Raw genomic sequence first — 23,374 nt, forward strand, 5'->3', positions numbered from 1 at the left:
CGCAAACCTAAAGTACAAATACGGAAATAGGCATTTCTGGTGTAGAGGCTACTACGTCGATACCGCGGGAAAAAATGCGAAAAAAATCCAAGAGTATATCAAAAACCAATTGGAAGAAGACTATTTGGCGGATCAGATAAGTATGAAAGAATTCATCGACCCGTTTACGGGTCAGCAGGTCAAATAAAGTATGAAAATAGGCGCTTTAGCGCCAACTGGGGATTTGTTGCAAGAGAAAGAAATTCAGAGCACGTGAGTGCTGCCAGTAACAGCCCCTTATAGGGGCATAACAAACCACCGGCTAAGCCGGTGGTTCTGATTTGTTCGGTATTATTTGTTAATTTCTAATCAACAGTTCTTAGAAAAGAACTTTCTCTAAAAAATAAAAACAACACTACCTTTACACACTTTACAAACGGTACTTCACGTAGTAAGCACTTACTGCTGGTTATCGGCTCAATTTTGTTTTGCGACGTTATAAAATTTAAGAGTTTTTTATACACGAAATCGTTCCTTTGATAGCAAAAAGAATTGCGAAAAGTTTGTCGTATAGACCAAAATGTTTTATCCAATACCATAGGAAGAGAAAGAATTTACTATGCCCCTATTGATGACGGAATGATCACTGTCAATAGGGGGCATGCTAGATATCTTTATCGACCTTTTGTTTTACGTTATCGATAAACATACAAATCAAATAAAGATATAATTATATGACTTAGCTGAATAATGAAATAAAAAATTGCGATCAGAAGTATAGGTTATAGAAAAAAAGAGATGAGTAGCTAAGGCACTCATCTCTTTTTTCTATAAGTATATTTACTTATTTAAATTTTGGATATTTATCTCTATTCTATAGACTGATATTTCAACTCAAATAATCACCGGTGATGTAGAAGTTTGACTTACTTAGATTGTTTAAAGCCTGTTTACTGAATTTTCCTTGGGTACTGTAAATATTAGCGTTGTCTACCATCCATTCTTTTAAGTCACCATTGCTTATGAGTTTATTTTGCTGATCTGTTGTAAATAACTGATGTCTCTTTATCAGGTCGCTCATTTGCTGGTCAGATAACGTTACTTTCAGTTCTGTTTTAAAAAACTGTTTAAGGGAGCTTGTAGACTCTTCTGATGTAGCTTCTAGCTGTTGAATATAAGAATCTCGCATTTTTAGAAATGCTTTTAATTTATCCGGATTCTCTTTAGCCCATTTTGCATTAGCAACATAAAGCATCGGAATGTGCAAGTCTAAATCTTTACCATTAACAACTTCTTGCCATCCTTGATCAAATGCTTTATAGATATAAGGTGACCAAAGAATCAAATAATCCCCTTTTCCTGATTTATAAGCTTTAATGGCTTCATCTGGCTCCATGGCTTGGATTGAAATATCTTTTTCTGATAGATTGAATTGTTGTAAATAGTGATGGAGTAGAACTGAGGAGGTAGAGGCGGTTGTTAAGATGAAAGTTTTTGATTGTACCAGTTCTTTGGCCCCTCTAATTCCATTAGGTTCTGTAGTTGTCAGAATGGGGTCATTAGGTCTGGCAAATATTATATTTGCAGCGCTTTCATCGGATGCAATACCAATCAATTCTGCCTTTTTCGTATTTAGGACCATCATTGCTGGAGATACACCCAATGATGCAATCTGCCAGTCTGCTTTTTGCAGTTGAGCGTAGATATCAGTTCCAGTAGAATAATAGGTCGGCGATAGTTTGAAGTTGTTTTTTTCGTCAAACTTATCTTGCTTTGCTTGGTATTCTGGCCAGGCATCAATTTGCACCAATGAGTGAATGGCAAGCGGTTCAGCCTTTGATACTCTTCCATTGTTGGAAATGCCTAAATTTTCTTCTGCACAAGCTGTTGTTAGGCTGATGATAAGTGAACAGATTAAAATGAGAGATAGTTTTTTCATTTTTGTCACTCTCCTAATCAGCAAGTACGTTAGGGTTATTTGAGTCAGAAGACGTTAGGGATGTGTTGTGCTTAATATAGCTCTGGCCTTTTAATAAGTTAAATGTTTTTCTGCCGGTTAATCGGAATACAATCATGCAGCCAAAATAGATGGCAAAGGAGATACCAGCGACTATTAAAATGGTATTAAAAGTACTCATAGATGGGTTTGCTGTGTAGCCGATGATGGTTGGCACGAAGATATAAGTTGGGATCATGAAAACGTTCATTGCACCCATTTCCGTTGGGGCGGTTGTGCGAAGATTCGGGTCGACAATCCGTATCAAGGCAATCCCTGTGGGGCAGGTTCCGGTTAGACAACCCCATAAACCAAGTGTGCGTTCAAAATCACAGTCCCCACCAAGGCGTTGGCCTAAAATAACGGCAATAATCAATGTGAAAATCCCAACGATCAGACACATAATCAACATAGGTACAATCCATTTACCGATGATAGCCACTTGAATGGACATAAATGCTGCACAAATTAAAAAGTCGGTTGACCAGCCTGTTATACGCGTTTGCAAGGCACTATCATGATACTGTAACAAGTTGAGTTTACCCATTATAAAGCGGACAATATAGGCGACAATCATACCATTTAAAAAAGTCATGGAAGCAAATGTATCTCCGACAGTCCCGGGGATAATGAGTTGTAATAACTTACCCATATAAACGGCGCCTATAAAACACAAGCCTACAAGTCCCATGTGAAACGCTAAGACATCAATACTGCCGCTATAGGTGGTGATGCGCCCATAATGTTCTTCTTGAGATGATTTTGGGAAAAGACCACTGGTAATATGGTCAGAAATTTTCTCAGAATACTTGGCTAAGCCGCGTTTTAAGCCCCATTTAGCCATGGGAACGCCAATACCGAAAGCAAATAAAAAGCCAATTGCTGCATAGGTTACGCCTACTTGGACAGCGTCAGGCCAACCGTTTGCTTCAATCATACCGCCGAAGACAGCTGACTGTCCAGGACCTTGGCAAAAAGCGAAGGGAATCATTAATCCGTACAGTGGATTCATATCAAAACTTTTGCCGACTAATAGGATAATGAAGAAACCCATCAGAGGTGTGATAACATACATCATATCCCAAATAAAGCCCATGCCCATTGAGCCTTTAAAAATTTGTTTAGCAACAGCTCCAGCGCCGCCTTCGCCTTCAGGAGCGCCGGTTAAGCCAATTGAAATGAAAGAGATGGTAAATAGGAATCCGACAGCTTGCGTTAACATTCCGGAAGAGGCTTGTGGTAACATATTAGCATTCATTAATCCAAAACCAATCAGCCCGCCGATAACGCTGGCTGGCAATAAAATATTACCAAGTGGTTTTATTTTTGCACGGCAGAGCATACCGATTAAAATCATTACGCCTACCCAACTAATTGACATCATCATTTCCATAATAATTTCCTCCAAACAGAGTGTGTGTATATCCCTACTAAACAGTGGTTGGTTGAGGAGATTCGGTTTCTGTTATTTGGCCCGAGTTGAAAATGGTACCGTCATTAACAATTGTTGCAATAACATTTATATTTTTAATTTCTGAGGGTGCAATACGTAATGGATTTTGATCTAATACCACAAAATCGGCCAGTTTCCCCTTAGCTATAGAGCCCTTAATGTCATCTTCATAATATTGGTAGGCTGCATTAATGGTATAGCTCTTTAAGGCGGTTAATACATCTACACATTGGTGATTACCAATGTGGCGCCCTTCATAACTGATTCGATTGGCAGCTGCCCATATACTTAAAAGAGGAGTTTGTGGTGTAATTGGAGAATCACAATGGGTACTGAAAGGAATCCCTAATTGCTGGGCCCATCCCGCCGGATCTAAATTCGCACCACGAGTAGGACCTAAAAATCGATCCATATGACGATTTCCCCAGTAATAAGTATGAAGTGAAAAGAAGGAGGGGGTTGCATGTAGGGCTTTCATACGTACTAACTGATCATATCGTGCAGTTTGTGCATGAATTACAATAGGTCGATCGTCGACGCGTGGATATTTTTTTTGAGCACGTGTTAAAGCATCCAAGTACATATCCAGAGTGCGGTCTCCATTACAATGGCAGACCGCCTGTTGTCCAGAACGATAAATGTCCATTACTTTTTGGTCTAGAGCTTCCTGGCTGCACGCTGGATAGGCGACCCAATCGCGGTTGCCTTGATAAGCGGTATAGTATGGCTCGCTCATGTAAGCGGTGTAAGCTTGTATGGAACCATCCTGAACGATTTTAATTCCCTGTAAGGTGACATAGTCATCTTTTTGGTTTATGAAGTTTGATTCTTCCAATATTTCCGAAAAAGGACAAATGGTGACGCGAACTTTTAATCGACCTTGCTTGTGAGCAGCGTAGTAAGCTTTAATGGTTTCGATGTTTTTAACGCCGCCATCATTGGCTGTTGTTACACCATTTGAAGCATATATTTCAGATGCTTTCTCCAAAGCTTGGATGCATTCTTCTCCTTCTCCAGATAAGGAAAATATACCGCCTGTCGGTAAAAGATATACCGCTTGTTCGTCGAGGTGGCCGGTTGGTTCTCCGGTTTGGGCATCTTTAAATATCTTGCCCCCAATGGGGTCGGCTGTAGTACGATCAATATTTGCTATTTCTAACATTTTGGAATTGGCATAACCGACATGTCCAGAAATATGAGATACGAAAATAGGAATTGATTTTGACACTTTGTCCAAATCATGGCGGTTGAGATGTCTTTTTTCTTTGATTAGCGTGTCATCATATCCCCAACCGATAACCATTTTGGTATCTGGATGTGTATCAAGATGATTCTTTAAAGAGGTCATCACATCACTAATGGACTTTATAGATCCGATGGGTGGACAAGCCAACTGTACAGAATTTAAAGCTGCACCGCCGACAACGCTGAAATGACTGTGTGAATCATAAAAACCAGGCATTAAAGTATTGCCTTGCAAATCGACAATACGCGTTTTGGGTCCTTTCCATCGGGCAATTTCATTTTCTGTACCGAGTGCGATGATACGTCCTTCTCTGACCGCTATTGCCTGAACGTTTGGCAGTCGGTCTTCCATAGTAAGGATGTCTCCATTTTTATAAATAGTGCTTGCGTAGTCCATAATATAAATATCCTTTCGATAAATGAACGGTGCAGCACTGGCCAGTGCGACCTTCTCAGGTCCTTTTATCTATAAATTAGTTTAATAGCTGTGTGATTTTTTGTGAAATACGTTTTAGGGTAAGATGATATAAACACAAAGGAATAAGGGGGTGATAAACATGGAGTTATTGCAATATTATTACTTCAATAAAATGGCAGAATTTGAAAATTTATCTAAAGCGGCGGAATCCTTGTATGTTTCGCAGCCGTCTTTGAGTAAAATGCTTTCTCGTATTGAGAGCGAGGTGGGCCATTCGCTGTTTGACCGACATGGTAAAAGTTTGAAATTAAATGAGTTTGGAAAAGCTTTTTTAAAGCATTCTCAGATTATTGTTAATCATGCTGAAACTATCCCGGATGAATTAAATGAAATTGCTCATATTGCGGGAAAACGATTAATAATAGCATCATCCAATACGAGTTTGTTAAATCGATGGCTATATGATTTTATTAATCAAATGCCTGATGTGGGCTTGCGCCATACCATTTTGAATAATCATCAAGCAATGATGCAGCTCTTAAGTGGTGAAATAGACTATGCCATTACCTTAGGAGGTATTAATCATCCGGATATAGAATCACATATCTTGTGGACCGATCGATATCAAGTTGTTGCCAATAAAAATAGCCGGTATGCAGGCCTAAAAAGTGCTTATTTTAGGGAATTTGAAAATGCAAATTTTTTTGCATTACCGGAAAAAGAGGACTTCCCGCGTTATATAGATCAGCTTGCTAAGCAGGGAGGTTTTACGCCACGAATTGTATTTGAAAGTGAAATTGAGCTGGTTTTAGAAATATTGCCATCACTGGATGCTGTCATTATTTGTTTGGAGCAGTCCGATACCTTTTATAAACGGTTAAATTATATTAACGCCATCAGATTATTGGACCCATTTGCAGAGTGTGATGTTGTGATTAATTGGCATAAAAATAAAATTCATAACGTGGCTGGCAAGAATCTTTTAGAGTATATAAAAAGAGATTTACCTAAGTTGTTTGATATTAAGGATTAGCGATAGGATTATGCTGCCGCAAAGAAGCTCCTGGGCCTGTTTGTAGGCTTGCCTTTGGTGGGCGGTTTGGTATACTGGAAATAGTCCGCGCCTTTTTGCTGCGGTGCTTGCGGTTGACGATAGGGGCCTGTGAAGGGCTCATTTTGACTGCTATCGGTGGATGGTAAATGTGTTGCTTTTTAATAAGAACAGGAGGTTTTTTATGCAATTTACAGAACGTATTTGGCCTAAGATTCAGCCTTTATGGGACAGTTATATGACGCATCCCTTTGTCCAGGGCTTGGGGGACGGCTCGCTCCCCTTGGAAAAATTTAAACATTGGTTGGCCCAGGATTATGTTTATTTGGTTGAATATGCGCGGTTGTTTGCAATCGGCACGGCAAAGGCGCCAAGCTTGGAGATTATGAATACCTATGCCAAGGGGTTGGATGGTGTTCTCTTTATGGAGATGAATTTGCACCGCCAATATGCGGCTTCTTTCGGTATGGCTGAGGAGACGCTTTTGGCAACGCAGCCGTCGGCGGTCAATTTGGCCTATACGAGTTATATGTTGAATAAGGCACAGAGTGGCGGGATTGAAAATGTGGTGGCCGCCCTATTGGCTTGTTCCTGGAGTTACAACCATATTGGTTTGAATTTAGCAAAAGAGCCGGGTGCTTTGACGGATAATCCCTATGCCAGCTGGATTGAGATGTATGCAGGCGATGAATTTACGGCACTAAATGATGCGGCGATGGCCCTGATGAACCAATTAACAGAAGGAAAGCCGGCGCATGAATTGGATGCCTTGGAAGATGTTGTGATCAAGACCGGGTATTTTGAGTACCTCTTCTGGGATATGTGCTGGGAAGAGGCCACTTGGCCGGCGGCCATTCCGGGCGTTCAATAGACAGCACTTTTCTTAGCTAGACGTTGGTAGGAGGCGCTTGTATTTAGGCCGGTCTGCCAGGCCTTGGGCTTGGCGCCGGGTAGTTTGCTCCGGTTTGTGTTTGGACAACCGGGTCGGAATTGATACAGGGCTTCCTGACTTGGGACTTGGCCTTAACGGCCATCGGAGTGCTGTGTGTGCAGTCCATACAATGAATTCTACCTTTAGAGGCAACGCTTCAGTTGCCTCTTTTTTTATGGCGGCCATTTCGTAAGGGTAGGCCGGTGCGATGGTGGGTATATGGTTTAACAAGTGAAAGTAAAGAGGGAGCGTGGTTATGAACGTTATACTGATGACGATTTTAGGCTGTACCCTGCCCGGCTTGGCGACGGGTGTCGGCGCTTTACCAATCTTTTTTGCCCAACGGGTTTCTCAGCGCGTCTTGGATACCCTGCTCGGCGGGGCGGCGGGGGTGATGTTGGCGGCAACCTGTTTTTCGCTTATTTTGCCGAGCATCACATACGGTGGTGGCGATTTTAAGGCGGTGATGGTGACCTCGCTGGGCATTCTCGCCGGGGCGGTCTTGCTGGATGCCATTGACAAATACGCGCCTCATGAGCATTTAATGGACCAACGCATTGAAGGACATCGGGCGCAGAGCCTTAAAAAAATATGGCTGTTTGTGATTGCAATTACGATTCATAATTTCCCGGAAGGCCTGGCCACAGGCGTGGGGTTCGGAACGGATAACCTAGCCAATGGGATCGCCATGGCAACGGGCATCGGCTTGCAAAATATGCCGGAAGGAATGGCGGTAGCCCTGGCCCTGGTGCGGGAACAGTATTCACGACGGTTTGCATTTTTGGTGGCGCTGGCAACCGGCTGCGTTGAACCGGTTGGGGCTTTTTTAGGGCTGGGACTGGTGCATATTTTTCAGCCCCTGGTGGGCTTTATTTTGGCCCTGGCCGGCGGGGCAATGCTTTTTGTCATCAGCGATGAGATTATCCCGGAAACGCATGCCAACGGTTATGAACGTCAGGCCACTTATGGGATCATTGTGGGCTTTATTGTGATGATGATTTTGGATATTCTCTTAGGATAGATCAGCTGTAGCAGCTGAAGGCTGTTTTTGGACAAGGGATAAAGGATGGGGTATCAATGCAGACAGTATCAGCGGAGATGGGACGTCGACAAGGGATAACGGTTCAATTTAAGGGCCTGCGGTATGCGGCAGCTGAGCGGTATACGCCACCGGAGCTTGTGCCGTTTGAAGGGGCCTTGGCGGAGATGATCGGGTTTACGCCGTATGCCTTGCAGAATCGTACATCGCTGGAAAAACTGATTTTTGGCGTGGATTATGGGGCTGTCCGGCAAAGGGAGGACTGCCAGTACCTGTCGGTCACGGTGCCCTTGGAAGATGGGGCGATGCCGGACGGATTACCGGTTATGGTCTGGTTCCACGGTGGCGCCTTCAGCAATGGCGGGGCGGACAACCGGGCCTATGACCCGGTTAACCTGGCGGAAGAGAGCAAGGTTATCGTGGTATCGGTCAATTACCGACTGGGAATTTTGGGCTTTGTGCGCGATGCGGCTGGCCATACCGGCCATCCAGGCCTGCTGGACCAGATTGCGGCCTTGCAGTGGGTGGCGGCGCATATTGAGCGCTTTGGTGGGGACCCGACCAAGGTCTGTATTTTTGGTCAATCTGCCGGGGGGACATCGGTCCATTCCCTCTTGCTGTCGGTGGGGGATTCGGGCTTATTCCGTCGGGCCATTATTCAAAGCGCTCCTTTTGGAACCCTGACCCGGCGCAGCCCGATGGATGAGGCCATTCGCGCCCAAGTGCTAAGCCTGCCGGAGGATGCAGGGCCGGAGGCCTTATTGGAATGCCAGCTGATGGCAGAAAAAGCCGTTCGTGAACGCGGCAATGCGCGCTACATGCACTTTGCCCCTCACGCCGGCGTTAGCCCCCTGCCGCCGGCTGACCGGAGCTTAGACGCTTATGCCCGGGCAGCTGAAAAAGTGGACCTCTTGATTGGCGCCAACACTTGTGAGCCGTCCATTTATATGGCGCATTACCCCTGGTTTCCCAAAGCCGTGCAAAGACCGTATCTGGGCCAAGTCTTACGCAGGATCTTGCGGTTTAAGTCCGATGCCATCTTCGGCAAGGGCGCTCGCCGTGTCGCAACAGACTACGCCCAGGCTGGGGGGCGGACCTATTTTTATGAATGCTCCTGGGGCGAAGACAGGTCTGTTTACGGTGGCTGCCATTGTGCGGAAATGCCCCTGGTTTTCGGCGCCGACCTCTATATGGGCAGTCCGCTCTTAATGAATAAATCCATCGCTGAAGTGGATCGCGTCGGACAGCGGGTGCGGCGCATTTGGACCGATTTTGCTAAGACCGGCGTGATTCAGAGCCTGGCCATTCCCGGCTGTATTCAGATAAAACCGCTGTAAAGCCAGGGTGTATCAGCTGGTTTGTGAAAGTATGGCGCCATGCTGACAGAAACAAGGACCTTGTTTGGCTGATGGATAATTATTTTGGAGGTATTGTCGGATGACCTATAAGACCATAACAGATTACCTGCCTATTTTTGCTGGGAAACCTGCCGGACACTGGGTGGTGGACGACCACAACGCCGGTACGGAGGCCGAGCCCATTGACATGGCTCACGTGGTCTACAGCGATGACGTACAGGACTTTATCGCTGTCATGACCCGGTTTCAAAAGAAAAATCCCCTAATGGGGCTGCGTGATTTTAACGATATTCTCAAGGCTTACGGCATTCGCTGGGACTTGCAGGACATGCAGGCAGTGGACCTGGCGCGGTTGGATGCTCGTGGCGTTTTGGCGCTGATTCTGGCGGCCATTGAATCGGAACGTTTCCATGACGGTGCCTTGCTGTCCTTTTTTGAGTCGGGCAGCATACAGCGTTGGTTGGAGCGGTTGGCAGAATTGGACGAGGACTGAAGCTTATTTTATGAAATAAGGCCTGCTGGCCCTCTGTGGGCCATTGTCAGGTGGGCATAAATATAAGTTGAGCAATTCATTAAAGACAGTTGAAGGAGGGATGCTGATGCGCAAAAAGAATCGTGAGGTGACGAATCCGGCCGATATTTTTTCAATCATGCAAGCTTGCGATCGAGCGGTTTTGGCTTTTAACGCTGAACCGGCTCCTTACTTGTTGCCGGTCAACATGGGCAGTACCTTTACAGAAGATGGTTTTACCCTCTATTTTCATGGGGCGACGGAAGGTTGCAAGTATGCCTATCTTCGCGATGGGGCGACCGTCAGTTTTGAAATGGACTGCCACCATGAACTCATCGCCGATCAAGCCCGAGGGTATTGTACCATGGACTACGATGCGGTCATCGGCAACGGACGGGTGTATGAAATTCTACCGCCGGCTGAAAAAGCGGCGGCCTTGCAAATCATTGTGGACAGCCACCATGTGGATGAAGCCTTTGTCTATAACCCTGCGGCAATTCCGCGCACGCGCGTTTTTAAAGTTGAGGTCAATCACATAACCGGTAAGTCAAAACATTCATCAGCGACGAGCTAAAGAGGGTGAACCTATGATTAAAATAGCCACGCAAGCAGATGCCGGGAGCCTGGCATCCCTGGCCAAACGCTTATGGCCGGAGAGCAATATTGAAGAATTGCGCAACGAATTTATTGCCTTTACAGCACCACGGGATTTGAACAACCGCTGTTTTTTGGCTCTAGCCGGTGCCTTGCCGGTCGGTTTTGCGCATGTATCGGTGCGGTATGATTTTGTAGAAGGCTGCGACCATACACCGGTGTGCTATTTAGAGGGCATTTTTGTGCGAGAAGCCTATCGTGGTCAAGGGTTGGGTAAAGCCTTGGTCAAAGGGGCGGAAGATTTCGGCTTGACCCGCGGTTGTCGGGAATTTGCGGCAGATTGCGCGCTTGACAATGGAGTCGGCGCCCAATTCCATGCGGCAATGGGACTGACAGAAGTGGGCCGGATAATCTGTTTTAAAAAAGATATTTCTACCGCCGCTACGGTTAGCGCCGGGGCCATTATTGATGATAGGCCCATCTGCGAAATCCCCGATGGATCAACAAAAGAATAAAGCGTATAAAAATACCGCAAATCGTAAAAGATTTGCGGTATTTTTCCTATTAGAGGCGCATTTTGAAGTCTTCGTATCCGAACTTTCGCAAGACGCGCCAATCTTTTCGCGATGGACTGCCGGTTAAAATGGTCGGCAAGGGCATGCCGTTAAAGGTGTTCGTTTTGACCATGGTGTACAGGGCCATATCACCGAAGACAAGGCGGTCGCCCGGCTTGAGCGGGTCGTCAAAGGAATAATCGCCAATGACATCTCCGGCCAGGCAGGTTGGCCCCGCTAAGCGATAGGTGTGGGCTTTTTCCTGGGGATTGCCGGCGCCCAACACCGGTGGTCGATAGGGCATTTCAATAACATCCGGCATATGGCAGGCAGCGGAAGTATCTAAAATGGCGATGTCCATCTCGTTGTGCACAATGTCCACCACAGATGCGGTCAGCGTGCCGGCGTTCAAGACCACCGCTTCGCCCGGTTCCAGGTAGAGCTGGACGCCGTAAGTGCGATGCAGGACTTGGAGGCAGTTGATTAAGCCGTCGACATCGTAATCGGCGCGGGTGATATGGTGTCCGCCGCCTAAGTTGAGCCAGCGCATCAGCGGCAGGTATTCGCCGAACTGGTCTAGAAAAGCGTTCAGCGTTTCCTGTAAGGCATCAAAACCCTGCTCGCACAAGGTATGAAAGTGGAGGCCTTCAATGCCCCGTAAGTTCTTGCCTAAAAAATCTTTTTTGAGAATGCCCAGCCGTGAACCGGGGGCACAGGGGTCATAAATCCCACCGTCTTGCGTTGAATGATTCGGATTCACCCGCAAGCCACAACTTTTTCCTGCTGCCAGGGCCTGGGGGCTGAAGGCCTCCCACTGGGCAAAGGAATTAAAGGAAAGGTGGTCTACATAGCCTAAAATCTCGTCAAATTCCGAGGACCGGTAAGCCGGAGAAAAAATGTGCGTTTCCTTACCCATTTCTTCATGACCGAGCCGGGCTTCAAAAAGGCCGCTGGCGGTCGTACCGGCCAAGACCTCGCCAATCATCGGGTAGAGGGCGAAATTGGAAAAGGCCTTTTGCGCCAGAAGAATTTTGGCACCGGTTTCCGCCTGGACCCGGCCAAGGATGCGCAGATTTTCAGCCAAAGCATCCTCGTCAATGGCAAAAAAGGGCGTCGGCACTTCCGCTAATTGCAGGGCCATCAGTCCACCAATTCCGGTGAGAAATCTTGTCGCCAGGGCAGACCCCATTCATTTAAGCCGTCCATGAACGGGTCCGGATCAAATTCGTCCACGGTGTAAACGCCCGGCCGTTCCCACAGGCCTTTTAAGACCAACATGGCGCCAATCATTGCCGGCACACCGGTGGTGTAACTGACCGCCTGGCTGCCCACCTCTTTATAAGCTTCCTGGTGGTCGCAGACGTTATACAGGTAATAGGTTTTATCCTTACCGTCTTTTTTACCGCGGAAGATACAACCGATATTTGTTTTGCCAACCGTCCGTTCACCAAGAGAAGACGGGTCTGGCAGGACCGCTTGTAAAAACTGCAGGGGAATGATCTCCTGGCCTTGGAAGTTGATCGGCTCAATGGAAGTCATGCCTACATTTTCCAAGCATTTCAAATGGGTAAGATAGCTTTCGCCGAAGGTCATAAAGAACCGAATGCGGCGCAAACCGGGAATGTTTTTCGCCAAGCTTTCCAATTCTTCATGATAGAGCAAATACATATCTTTTTTGCCCACTTCATCAAAATTGTACTCCCGTTTGATGGCCATCGGTTCCGTTTCAATCCATTCACCATTTTCCCAGTAGCGGCCATTGGCGCTGACCTCACGGATATTGATTTCCGGGTTAAAATTCGTTGCAAAAGGATAACCATGGTCGCCCCCATTGCAATCGAGAATGTCAATGGTATTGATTTCATCAAACTCATGCTTGAGGGCATAAGCTGCAAAAACAGACGTAACCCCCGGGTCAAAACCGGAGCCTAAAATCCCCGTAATGCCCGCTTCTTTAAACTTATCCATATACGCCCATTGCCACTTGTACTCAAATTTTGCCGTATCCGGATGCTCATAGTTCGCCGTATCCAGATAATGGGTCTTGGTTTCCACACAGGCATCCATAATCGATAAATCTTGGTAGGGCAGGGCCAAGTTCACCACAATATCCGGGTCAAAGGCCTTGATCAAGGCCACCACAGCAGCGGTATCGTCTGCATCCACCTGGGCCGTAGAGAGCTTCGTTTTCGTATTTTGACAGCGGGCCACAATATCCTGACACTTGGACTCCGTCCGGCTGGCAACCATCACTTCCGTAAAGACATCATCATTTTGCGCCATTTTCTGGACCGCCACAGATGCGACCCCACCGGCACCAATCACCAATGCTTTTCCCATAACAAACCTCCTATTGTCAAAAAAGTTCAGCTGATGTTTACTTACCCGTAAAGCCGTGTCGTTTACACGACGGGATATAAGTAACAGATCTCGTTTGAATTATAACGAATGCTGGTTGTTGGTACAAGACAATAAAAAAGGCTCGCTAAATTGGCGAACCTTTAAGTGTCATTTAAGCTTCAAAAAAATTGAAATCACATCGATTCTTCACAGGATGATGATAAGTTTTCCTGAGACGTCAAAGAAACCTGGCCTTGGATGGCGTGACCCTGATTATCATAGTCCACTGTTTTTTGTAATTTTGCAGATTCGGGCAACTGAAAATCTTTTTTAAACCACTTGAGTAGAGATATTGCGATGATCGTTTCAATAAATACAACAGGGAAACTTGTCATAATAGAAGACAATTGAACAATTCGTTGACCACCAACCAAAAGTAAGCCAAATACACAGAGAACGAGTGTGACTGCCATTAAAATGCGGGTCCATTTCGGTGGTTCTTGGCCATCTTCAATACGGTCGCAACACATTTGGGCCATCGTATACGCAACAGAATCAACGGCAGTGACTTGGCTGATAAGCATTACGATAACAAGAATAGGGACGACTAATTTAGCTAGTGGCATTTGGTTAATGACGTAAGTTATTGTTTCAACGCCGCCTTTGGCTTCTAACATGGCAGGTAAATCTATATTTTTATTCATAATTAAATTAATGGTATGTCCACCGAAGGTCATATAATAAACTGAACAGCCTAGAGTGGTCGTTAAGAGCATGTTCAATACAAGTGTGCGGATTTTTCGACCACGTGAAATACGTGCTACGAATAATCCCATATACATGGCCCAAGCGAACCACCATGCCCAATAAAAGACAGTCCAACTTTGTGGAAAACCGCTTTTTGCAATAGGATCGGTATAGAGACTCATACGAATAAAGTTCTGAAATAAAGTACCAATGGAATCTGCATACTGCGATAGTAAAAAGCTGGTTGGACCTAATACAAATAAAACAATCAACATCAAGATAATTCCATACATATTCAAGTTGCTGATTTTGGATAATCCTGAATAAAGACCTCGGTAGCAGCTATAGCCAAACAAACACCCAAAAGCTGCAACAAAAATTAAATCTGTCCCCAGATTTCTAGAAATTCCCAAGTATGAAGTTCCTAAATCGCAAATCATTGGTAAAAATGTTGCGAGGGTTGTCCCAACACCACCGACCATCCCCACAATGACGATGGCATCTATAATACGACCGACAATCCCTTCAGAAGCTTTTTCGCCAATGACATCACGACAAGCAAAGCTTGGGTATAAGTACGGCTGCCGGCGGACGTACGCCATATATGCAAAGCCGACTGCAGGAATTACAAAGGTTGCCCAAGAGCTGATTCCCCAATGGAAGATGCCATAGGCTTCGCCAAATTGAGCGGCTTCAACGCTCATCGGTTCAAGGCCAAACGGTGGGGCAGCAAGATAATTGATTGGCTCTAAAACGCCCCAATAGAGTAGACCGGCTCCGGATCCACCACAAAAAAGCAAGGCAAACCATTGAAAGGTCGTAAATTCCGGCTTGGCATCAGGTCCTCCAAGTTTAATATCGCCGTATTTGCTGAAAATCAGGAACAATGAAAAAATAATACAGGCAACGACAGCAATTTGCCAGAACCAGTCTGTAGAGAATGTTAATAGATTATAAAGATCGTCTGCAAGTCCCTGTAGATTTTCTTGAAAGTACATCATTGGCCCATAAAAACAAGCAACAACGATTAATGAAAAAATCAAAACCAGCTTATTAACTTTTGCATACCCTCTTGAACGATGGGGAACTGTTTTATTCTTTGGCCTTCCCATAATAACCTCCTAGATAACTTCTGCAGCATTGATAGGTGTGACACAGCAATAATCTTTAATTAATGATATAAGTTGATGACCCTCCCTTAAGTTTGTAATGAAAAAATAAAAATATTGCTCCCATTAGTTTTGATTATATATAAATGGATTGGAGTGGGTAAGAATCATTAGTCAATATGGGATATTGAAAAAATGTATGGAGATAATCAGGCAAATTTTTGTCATAAAAAGCCCCCAAAAGTTGGATTTATAATTCCAGCTTTTGGGGGCATCCTTGTTGTGCTAGGTGGATACTCACTCTTGGATACAAGGCCATAACTCAGAATCACATTTAATCGTTTGGTTTAAAACTTCTAAGAATATTTTGCTGACTTTATCAAGTTTATATTTTGTGCTCATCACAACGCCGACTTCAAAGATTAATTTTGCATTTGAAATATGAAGAGCACGCAATAGACCACTCGTATAATAAAAATCATCGCGGCTCATAAAACGTGGAAAAAAAGCGACGTAATTGTCTTGGGCAATCATTCGTTTGAGAGATTCATTTTCATTTGTTCGCAAAACAATATTTGGCCTCTGTTCTTGTCCAAGAAGTTCACTAAGACCACCGTTATTGCGGATAAATTCTTCACGATAGGCGATGTAGGGGGCTTGCAAAGCCTCTTCAATTGTAACTGAAGAAGCATCCCAATAAGGTGAAAAAGGACCGACATATAACAAGTATTCATCCCGAAAAAGAGCTTCATAAGAAATACCTGGTGTATTTTCTAGGTTTTTATAATGGATAACAAGGCCCAAGTTTGCACTTCCGGAGGCTACTTGATTGACAGCGGAGGTGCTTTCGCAAGTTGTCATTGATAGAAGAACATCCAAATCTAATTCTTTAAGTCGGAGGATGGTCTGTGGAATAATACGATCAGAAATACATGGAATACCTGCAATGCTGACAGTGCCACCTTGTTCCGAAGCATCGACAGCGGTTTGAATTTCGTCCAAGCTATTAAAAATAATATGAACTTTTTCCAGAACAATTTCACCAGTATCGGTTAAAGAAACCCCACGGCTGGAGCGGCGTAATAAATTAGTGCCCAATTCTCTTTCCAACTTATTAATCGAACCACTTATTGTTGGCTGTGAGATATAGTTCTTTTCTGCCGCAATAGAGATAGACTTGTATTTTGCAGCTTCTGAAAAATAAAATAATTGATCAAGTTTCATAATAGTTAGTCCCCTTCATCAGATCTCTGGTTATTATTTCATAAGAAGCCAAGAATAGCAATTCAGGTAAACTAAAGGAAGCAAATACCCCATATTACAGAATGGCTATTCCGTCTTCTCGAGTTGTTTATTACAATGATAATAGAAATTAATCGATGTCTAGAGTTTTTACAGCATAAAATTAAATTAAAGGAGTGGGAAGTTTGAAACGTCAAGCCTATACAAAGAAGTTAATGGTTCTTGGCATTGATGGCATGGATCCTCGTATTGGTAAAAGATTGATGGATGAAGGCCGGATGCCAAATATGCAAAAGTTTTTAAAAGCCGGTTCTGCACGAGAAGACTTAGTTCTTTTAGGAGCCATTCCTACGATTACGCCGCCGTGCTGGACAACTTTAGCGACTGGGGCATATCCCGGAACTCACGGTATTACTTGCTATTGGCGCCAGTCGCCGGATAGCCTTGATGCTGTTGTGTATAATATGGACAGTCGCAACTGTGAAGCTGAGCAGATGTGGAACGTTTCGACGGAGGCTGGTAAAAAAACATTGGTATGGCACTGGCCCGGGAGTTCTTGGCCGCCAACCACGTCCAGTGACCTTCTTTCAGTTGTGGATGGAACGCAACCGGGTTCGGTTAATATGGGCGTTGCTCAAATGGACTGGGAAAAAATTATTGTTGCGACGTCTTCAATTGAAAATGTACAATACGCTCCTCGGGTAGAAAAGCCGGCTGGCGTGGGCTGTATTATGACTGATATTGATGATATGGTCGTTGGCGATAATGACGATGAAATGATGGAGCTTTGGTGGGGTGATGAGGCCCGAAAAGGTGGAGAGATCCGCACATATGTAGACGGGTTGGAAGATACTGAAATGATGGTTGGTGCAAAAGTTGCCTATGACATCATAAATTCTCCCTTGAAACCTGCCAATAAAGATAAATGGTGCTCAGATTTAGCAGAAGATGCTTTGGAATTTACAGTTCTCACCTCTGGTGGCGTAACACGGCGCCCGGCTTTACTTTTGAAAAATCAATCTGGCGAATACGACCATCTGGCTATATTTAAAAATAAGAAATCTTCAGAGCCTATCGTTATTGTAAAAAATAATGGAGAAATGGTTAGCGCGGTTGATGAAGTAACAAAAAATGAAGAAACAAAAGCTTGCTATCGGTCATATAAGATTTTAGAGTGTGATCCTCAAGGAAAAAATGTGCGTCTTTGGATCAGCAATGCATTGGACATTGGCAATGATATGTTGTGGCATCCGACAACAATGCATGAGACGATTTGCGAAAATGTAGGGCATGTGCCACCGGTCAGCTTAATTGGCGGCGAAGATAGCGAATTGGTTGAAAAAGTGTTTGAGCCGTCTTGGCGTCAGTATAATAAATGGCAAGCAGATTGCATCAATTATTTGATTAAAAATGAAAAATATGAAGTTGTATTTAGCCATTTGCATAACATTGATTGTGCTGGACATCAACTTTGGCACCTAGGTAAAACTTTGGCACCATGGGCACATACGGATGAAAAAGTGAATCAAAGGTTTATTGAAAAGTTTTATGAACAAACAGATGAGTATTTTGGTGAATTTCTTCATTTGTTAGATGATGACTGGACCATCTTAATTGTCAGCGACCATGGTTTGATTGTTGGGGAAGAAGTACCGCCTTTGATTGGTGAATATGGTGGTTTAAATATTCCGGTAATGGAAAATTTGGGTTATACGGTCATGAAAAAAGATGCCGACGGGAAGCGTACACAAGAGGTTGATTGGGAAAAAACCAAGGCTGTTCAAATCCGGTCTAATTATATTTATATCAATTTGATTGGCCGGGATAAAACAGGTATCGTTGACCCTAAAGATAAATACGCTTTAGAGGAACAGATTATCAACGATTTATACAATTATCGAGATCCTGAAACAGGAAGACGTGTTATCGGTATTTGTTTGCGAAATAAGGACGGGATATTATTGGGTGTGAATGGCCCTGAATGTGGAGACATTTTCTTTTCAATAGAAGAAGGATTTAATCGACTGCATGGGGATTCACTATCAACATCTCAAGGATACTTCGGTACATCGGTTTCACCTTTATTTATTGCTGCAGGAACGGGTATTAAAAAAGGCCATATAACCAAACGGACGATTCGGCAAGTGGATGTTACTCCGACTGTTGCAGCATTACTGGGGACTAGATTCCCCCATCAATGTGAGGGGGCACCGGTTTATCAAATTTTGGAGGATGAGTTTTAACCCAATTGAATTATCGTTCTTGTTAAAGCTCAAGATGTAGACTTGAGGATTATAAAAAGTCAGATGAAATAACTCTTTGTGGTCATCTTGGAGTTGTTTCTATCTGATTTTTATTTTTGTTTTACAAAATATAAAATATAAAGAAGTACTTTCTTAGAAAGCAAGAAATATCTGATAAGAATTGACGGCGGCTATAGGCCTATAGGTAAAGACAATTGTGAAAAAGCTGTCTTTTCCGTGACAGGAGGCCTGTTTTTAAGTATAATGAACATAGAAGTTATATACAATTGCTGTTAGTGATATAAAGGAGTTGACAAAATGGGACAACCGTTTATTCACCCCACCGGGGTAACGATGTACGATCCTGAAAAATGCTGGAACGGGTACAACTTGGTTGCAGCTAAAGATGTCGGCGCGGTGCTTTTTGACATGCGCGGTGAAGTGGTCCGGGTTTGGAAGGACTTAATGGGTTTTCCTAACAAGCTCTTGCCCGGCGGTTATGTGATGGGCAGCCGCGGCTTGCGGGATGGCAAGTTCGGCTATCAAGACCAAGTGGACTTAGTCCAGGTGGACTGGGATGGTAAAGTTGTCTGGAAATTCGACAAAAAAGAATACGTCGAAGATGAAGGCAACGAACCGATGTGGATGGCGCGTCAGCACCATGACTACCAGCGTGAAGGGAACCCGGTCGGCTATTACGTTCCCGGCATGGACCCCAAAACCGATAGTGGCAATACCCTGATTTTGACCCACGAAACCCTTGAGAACAAACGCATTTCCAATGAGCGCCTCCTAGATGACGTCATCATCGAAGTGGACTGGGAAGGCAACATCATTTGGGAATGGCGGGCCAGCGACCATTGGCGTGAATTTGACTTTTCCGATGCAGCCAAACTGGCCCTTTACCGCTACCCGAACATGCACTCTGTAGATGGTGGCGTCGGTGACTGGGTTCATATGAACTGCGCCAGCTACCTCGGCCCCAACAAATGGTATGACAAGGGCGATGACCGCTTCCATCCGGACAACATCATCTTTGACAGCCGTGAAGCCAACTTCATGTGCATCATCTCCAAGGAAACCGGTAAAGTCGTCTGGAAACTCGGCCCCGACTTCCAATCCAAAGAAGAACGCCGCATCGGCCAAATCATCGGGCCGCACCACACCCATATGATTCCCCAGGGACTGCCCGGCGAAGGCAACATCCTGATTTTTGACAATGGCGGTTGGTCCGGCTACGGCGTACCGTCCAACATTGCCCCCAACGGCACCAAAGTCAACGTTATGGACCGGTCTCGCGTATTGGAAATCAACCCGGTGACCAAAAAACTCGTTTGGGAACTGCGGGGCAGCGACATGATGGGCTACGGTGGCCCCGGCGTTAACGACTACCGTTTCTACAGCCCCTTGACCTCTGATGCCTGCCGTCTGCCCAACGGCAACACCTTCATCACCGAAGGGGTTGGCGGCCGTCTCTTTGAAGTCACCCCGGAAAAAGAAGTGGTATGGGAATGGATCTCCCCCTTCGGACCGGATGCCACTTATATTTACTACCGTGGCTATCGCTATCCCTACGAATACGTGCCGCAGTTGCCGAAACCGGATGAAACACCGATTCCGAAACTGGACATCAAGAAATTCCGCGTACCCGGCGCCGCTGACTGCGAAGTCAAGAACGTGGTTGAAGTAGAAGGCACCTGGGGTTACCCGGATCACGTCCAATCCTGCGTCTCTGCAGAAGATGACGATGATGCTCCGTCCAGCTTGTTCTAATAACGATACCTTTAGCCTCCGGCTTTTTGCCGGAGGTTTTTTTGTGCCTGCGCTGGCACTTGGCCCGATTACAGGTAGATGGTAAAGGGTAAGTATCAGGTAAGTATTATAATTATCTAAATTTTATAAGGGCGGGAAAGGAGAAGCTTATGGATTTACAAGAGTTATTGAAAAAAAGACGGTCCTATCGAAAATTTGATGAAAGGCGGGCCATCAGTGCGACGGACCGGGATAAAATTTTGCGGGCAGTCCAGTCGGCCTCTTCTGGCAACAATCGCCAGACCTTGCGGTTTATTTCAGTGGAAAGCCCTGAAATGGTGGCGCAAGTCTTTGATTTAACGCGCTGGGCGGCGAGCTTGCCGCCGGAGCTTGGCCAGCCGAAGCCGGGCGAGCGACCGGTTTATTTTGTCGCTGTGCTGGCGCATCAAAAGTCGACGCCTTTTGTGGATGTGGACAAGGGCTTGGCCATTTCCAATATGACGCTGACGGCGATGGATATGGGCATCGGGTCTTGCATTATCGGTAACTTTAACCATGATGCCTTGCGGGCCTTATTGAATATTGAAGACGACTATCGGTGCAATTTGTTGGTGGCCTTTGGTTATCCGGCCATCCAGTCATCCATCAAAGAAATTGATATTGATGAAGATCCGTCCTACTATTTGGATGAAGCTGGGCAGTATGTTGTGCCGAAATTTAAGACGGAGGCAATTGTTCGGCGGGTTTAAGCTTTGGCTACATGGGAGGTATTGATGAAGATAGGTGTCCTGTCAGATACGCACGGTTCTTTGACGCATACCAAAAGAGCACTGAGCTATATGCAAGATTGCTCGCATATTTTGCATTTGGGCGATGTGCTCTACCACGGCCCTAGAAATCCGGTCCATGACACTTATGCACCGGCCGAGCTGGCGGCCTATTTGGCAGACCGGCGCATTACTTATGTGCGTGGCAATTGTGATGCGGATGTAGACCAAATGGTCATCGGACAGGATCTGAGCCAAAAAGTCAGAATCCTGCAGCTGGGCTCGCTGGTCATTTATGCTGTTCATGGTTATGAAGAAAGCTTGGAAACCCGTATCCAGCGGGCGCTATCCGCCGGAGCCAATGTCCTGGCTTGGGGGCATACCCACATGAAGGTCCTGAAAGAGCTCGATGGGTTAACCTTGCTCAATCCGGGCAGCACCAGCTTGCCTAAGGACGGCAGTCATTCTTGTGCTGTTTTTGACAAGGGACGGTGGGGCTTTCATACCTGGTAGTCCTGAAATAAGGGACCAGCAGCCGGTTTTTGACAGGCCGGCTCTCGTTACCAGGCCTTTATGGATAGCGGTTGTGAGAAAATAGCTGGGGTGTGCTTGGCCAAATGGTGAGGCGGTATTGTAGGTCCTAGGCTTGAAAGGAGAATAAAAAATGACAAGGAAATATTATCAAAAAATTTTGGTTCCTTTTGATGGCTCAGACCCGTCAAAAAATGCCATTGAAGAGGCCCGTATGATGCAGAGCATTTATCCGGCGGATATAACCTTGCTGCAAGTGCTGCCGAATCCTTATGCTGACCGCGGCAGCATCGGCTATCGGATGCTCAATACGCCCTACGGTGCCAATGCTGAAGCCTATGAAGAAGCACAAGCCGAATTGAGTGCCTTAAAAGAAGGCTTTGCCCACCCGGATCAAGTCTCCCTGCTTTTGGTTGAAGGCGCTGTGGCCACAGCGATTGTTGACGTTATTGAAAAAGGCAAATATGACTTGGTCATCATGGGGTCTGAAGGCTTGGGGCAAGCGCTGAAACGGTTCCTCCTGGGCTCGGTAACCAAGTATGTTCTGGAACACGTGGATACTCCGGTTTTGGTCTTGCGCTGACCGCTTGTTTCGTTTATAAAGCCATCCTATAATAAGATAGGGGGAATTGGTATGCGGCAGGTGCTTTTACCCATTGACGCGTCTGAATCAAGCCAGGCAACGGTGGCGCTTATGAGTGACCTGGCCAAATCCTTGCCAATGCAGGTGACGCTGGTGCATATGCTTTCGTCTGTGCTATACGATGCCCTGGACAGTCGTTATCAGCGTATTTTACATGCCCATTCGCCGGATGAACAGGAGGGCATGGCGCTCCTGGAAAAGACGCGCGAAAAATTTCCCTTGGAAACGGAAGTCTCCCTTGTACTGGCGGAAGGCAATGTTTTTAAAGATTTGGCAGCGCTTTTGACAAGTGAGTCTCCGGATCTGATTGCGATTGGCTCGGGGAACTTGGATGCCAAAGTCAAAAGCGTTATTTTAGGCAGCGTCACGAGATATGTTTTAACGCATGTGGATGTCCCGGTCCTGGTGGCCGGAAAAGAAAGGTGGCGAACGGAAATGAAGCATATTTTGGTGCCGATAGATGGATCGGCCTGTGCCATGCGTGCAGTGACGGCGGCTGATGAAATGGCTGTGGCCTTCGGCGCCCGTGTGACCCTCCTCTATGTGATCCCGGATCCACGCAAGGAAGGGGTTATTCAAGGGCATGAGGCCATGCTTTTAAGCGAGGCAAAGGCCGAACCGGATGCTCGTGAAGCCCTTGAAGAAGCCCAAAAGGCTTTTACGGAAAGCATTCATACTGAAGCCAGACTGGCCAAGGGCGTGGTCAGCCGCACCATTGAAAAAGAACTGGCGAATGGTGATTATGATTTCGTCGTGATGGGAACAGAAGGCATGGGCTCTGCGCTCAAGCGCTTGCTTTTGGGCAGTGTCACGCGGCACGTTTTAGAACACGTGAAGGTGCCGGTCTTGGTGGTACGATAAGGAATAGAAG

21 protein-coding genes are annotated in these 23,374 nt (G+C 45.6%); 14 read left to right on the forward strand and 7 right to left on the reverse strand.

Annotated features, from left to right (window positions below):
- Positions 1-187 (forward strand): transposase (locus BLQ16_RS04040; protein WP_200781875.1); only part of this gene is annotated, 187 nt, incomplete at its 5' end.
- A 681-nt stretch (positions 188-868) separates the two neighbouring features.
- Here the strand turns inward: BLQ16_RS04040 and BLQ16_RS04045 are convergent.
- Genes BLQ16_RS04045 through BLQ16_RS04055 form a run of 3 tightly spaced genes read right to left on the reverse strand, consistent with a single transcriptional unit; the run spans position 869 to position 5,070 of the window.
- Positions 869-1,918 (reverse strand): ABC transporter substrate-binding protein, encoded by a 1,050-nt coding sequence (locus tag BLQ16_RS04045; RefSeq protein WP_091791472.1) that lies wholly within the window; start codon positions 1,916-1,918, stop codon positions 869-871.
- Positions 1,919-1,931: 13 nt separating this feature from the next.
- Positions 1,932-3,368: a sodium/glutamate symporter family protein gene (locus BLQ16_RS04050; RefSeq protein WP_091791473.1), complete on the reverse strand. Its 1,437-nt coding sequence runs from the start codon at positions 3,366-3,368 to the stop codon at positions 1,932-1,934.
- Positions 3,369-3,405: 37 nt separating this feature from the next.
- Positions 3,406-5,070, reverse strand: a complete 1,665-nt coding sequence (locus BLQ16_RS04055; protein ID WP_091791474.1) for an amidohydrolase — start codon at positions 5,068-5,070, stop codon at positions 3,406-3,408.
- A 160-nt stretch (positions 5,071-5,230) separates the two neighbouring features.
- Here BLQ16_RS04055 and BLQ16_RS04060 point away from each other — a divergent pair, with 160 nt between their 5' ends.
- The 7 genes from BLQ16_RS04060 (at position 5,231) to aac(6') (ending at position 11,090) form a co-directional block, all read left to right on the forward strand.
- On the forward strand, positions 5,231-6,124 hold the full coding sequence (locus tag BLQ16_RS04060) for a LysR family transcriptional regulator (protein ID WP_091791475.1): 894 nt from the start codon (positions 5,231-5,233) through the stop codon (positions 6,122-6,124).
- A gap of 202 nt (positions 6,125-6,326) precedes the next feature.
- Positions 6,327-7,013, forward strand: coding sequence for a thiaminase II (tenA, locus tag BLQ16_RS04065; RefSeq protein WP_091791476.1), 687 nt, complete (start codon positions 6,327-6,329; stop codon positions 7,011-7,013).
- Between the two features lie 316 nt (positions 7,014-7,329).
- Entirely contained in the window at positions 7,330-8,094 is a 765-nt protein-coding gene (locus BLQ16_RS04070) for a ZIP family metal transporter (RefSeq protein ID WP_200781876.1), read from the forward strand.
- 56 nt (positions 8,095-8,150) lie between these two features.
- Positions 8,151-9,449 (forward strand): carboxylesterase family protein, encoded by a 1,299-nt coding sequence (locus BLQ16_RS04075; protein WP_091791478.1) that lies wholly within the window; start codon positions 8,151-8,153, stop codon positions 9,447-9,449.
- 100 nt (positions 9,450-9,549) lie between these two features.
- A complete protein-coding gene (locus BLQ16_RS04080; protein ID WP_091791479.1) occupies positions 9,550-9,963 on the forward strand; it encodes a DUF6508 domain-containing protein in 414 nt (137 codons plus the stop codon).
- Between the two features lie 106 nt (positions 9,964-10,069).
- Positions 10,070-10,555: a pyridoxamine 5'-phosphate oxidase family protein gene (locus tag BLQ16_RS04085; RefSeq protein WP_091791480.1), complete on the forward strand. Its 486-nt coding sequence runs from the start codon at positions 10,070-10,072 to the stop codon at positions 10,553-10,555.
- 13 nt (positions 10,556-10,568) lie between these two features.
- Positions 10,569-11,090: an aminoglycoside 6'-N-acetyltransferase gene (gene aac(6'), locus BLQ16_RS04090; RefSeq protein WP_091791481.1), complete on the forward strand. Its 522-nt coding sequence runs from the start codon at positions 10,569-10,571 to the stop codon at positions 11,088-11,090.
- 49 nt (positions 11,091-11,139) lie between these two features.
- Here the strand turns inward: aac(6') and nspC are convergent, their stop codons facing one another.
- The 4 genes from nspC to BLQ16_RS04110 form a co-directional block, all read right to left on the reverse strand.
- A complete protein-coding gene (gene nspC, locus BLQ16_RS04095; RefSeq protein ID WP_200781877.1) occupies positions 11,140-12,270 on the reverse strand; it encodes a carboxynorspermidine decarboxylase in 1,131 nt (376 codons plus the stop codon).
- Positions 12,270-13,469, reverse strand: coding sequence for a saccharopine dehydrogenase family protein (locus BLQ16_RS04100; RefSeq protein ID WP_091791482.1), 1,200 nt, complete (start codon positions 13,467-13,469; stop codon positions 12,270-12,272). The genes nspC and BLQ16_RS04100 overlap by 1 nt, the downstream gene beginning before the upstream one ends.
- Positions 13,470-13,663: 194 nt before the next feature.
- Positions 13,664-15,328, reverse strand: a complete 1,665-nt coding sequence (locus tag BLQ16_RS04105) for a BCCT family transporter (RefSeq protein ID WP_091791483.1) — start codon at positions 15,326-15,328, stop codon at positions 13,664-13,666.
- 294 nt (positions 15,329-15,622) lie between these two features.
- Positions 15,623-16,549 (reverse strand): LysR family transcriptional regulator, encoded by a 927-nt coding sequence (locus tag BLQ16_RS04110; RefSeq protein WP_091791484.1) that lies wholly within the window; start codon positions 16,547-16,549, stop codon positions 15,623-15,625.
- A 203-nt stretch (positions 16,550-16,752) separates the two neighbouring features.
- Between BLQ16_RS04110 and BLQ16_RS04115 the strand changes: the two genes are divergently transcribed.
- The 6 genes from BLQ16_RS04115 (at position 16,753) to BLQ16_RS04140 (ending at position 23,364) form a co-directional block, all read left to right on the forward strand.
- Positions 16,753-18,810: an alkaline phosphatase family protein gene (locus BLQ16_RS04115; protein WP_091791485.1), complete on the forward strand. Its 2,058-nt coding sequence runs from the start codon at positions 16,753-16,755 to the stop codon at positions 18,808-18,810.
- A 318-nt stretch (positions 18,811-19,128) separates the two neighbouring features.
- Positions 19,129-20,583: an aryl-sulfate sulfotransferase gene (locus BLQ16_RS04120; RefSeq protein WP_091791486.1), complete on the forward strand. Its 1,455-nt coding sequence runs from the start codon at positions 19,129-19,131 to the stop codon at positions 20,581-20,583.
- A gap of 149 nt (positions 20,584-20,732) precedes the next feature.
- The gene (locus tag BLQ16_RS04125) at positions 20,733-21,311 is read left to right on the forward strand and encodes a nitroreductase family protein (RefSeq protein ID WP_091791487.1); all 579 of its coding nucleotides are present in this window, start codon (positions 20,733-20,735) and stop codon (positions 21,309-21,311) included.
- Positions 21,312-21,335: 24 nt separating this feature from the next.
- Positions 21,336-21,842, forward strand: a complete 507-nt coding sequence (gene yfcE, locus BLQ16_RS04130) for a phosphodiesterase (RefSeq protein WP_091791488.1) — start codon at positions 21,336-21,338, stop codon at positions 21,840-21,842.
- Between the two features lie 151 nt (positions 21,843-21,993).
- On the forward strand, positions 21,994-22,443 hold the full coding sequence (locus tag BLQ16_RS04135) for a universal stress protein (RefSeq protein ID WP_091791489.1): 450 nt from the start codon (positions 21,994-21,996) through the stop codon (positions 22,441-22,443).
- Positions 22,444-22,494: 51 nt separating this feature from the next.
- Positions 22,495-23,364: a universal stress protein gene (locus BLQ16_RS04140; RefSeq protein ID WP_091791490.1), complete on the forward strand. Its 870-nt coding sequence runs from the start codon at positions 22,495-22,497 to the stop codon at positions 23,362-23,364.
- The last annotated feature ends 10 nt before the right edge of the window (positions 23,365-23,374 follow it).

Source organism: Peptococcus niger (assembly GCF_900101835.1).
GTDB classification, from domain to species: domain Bacteria; phylum Bacillota; class Peptococcia; order Peptococcales; family Peptococcaceae; genus Peptococcus; species Peptococcus niger.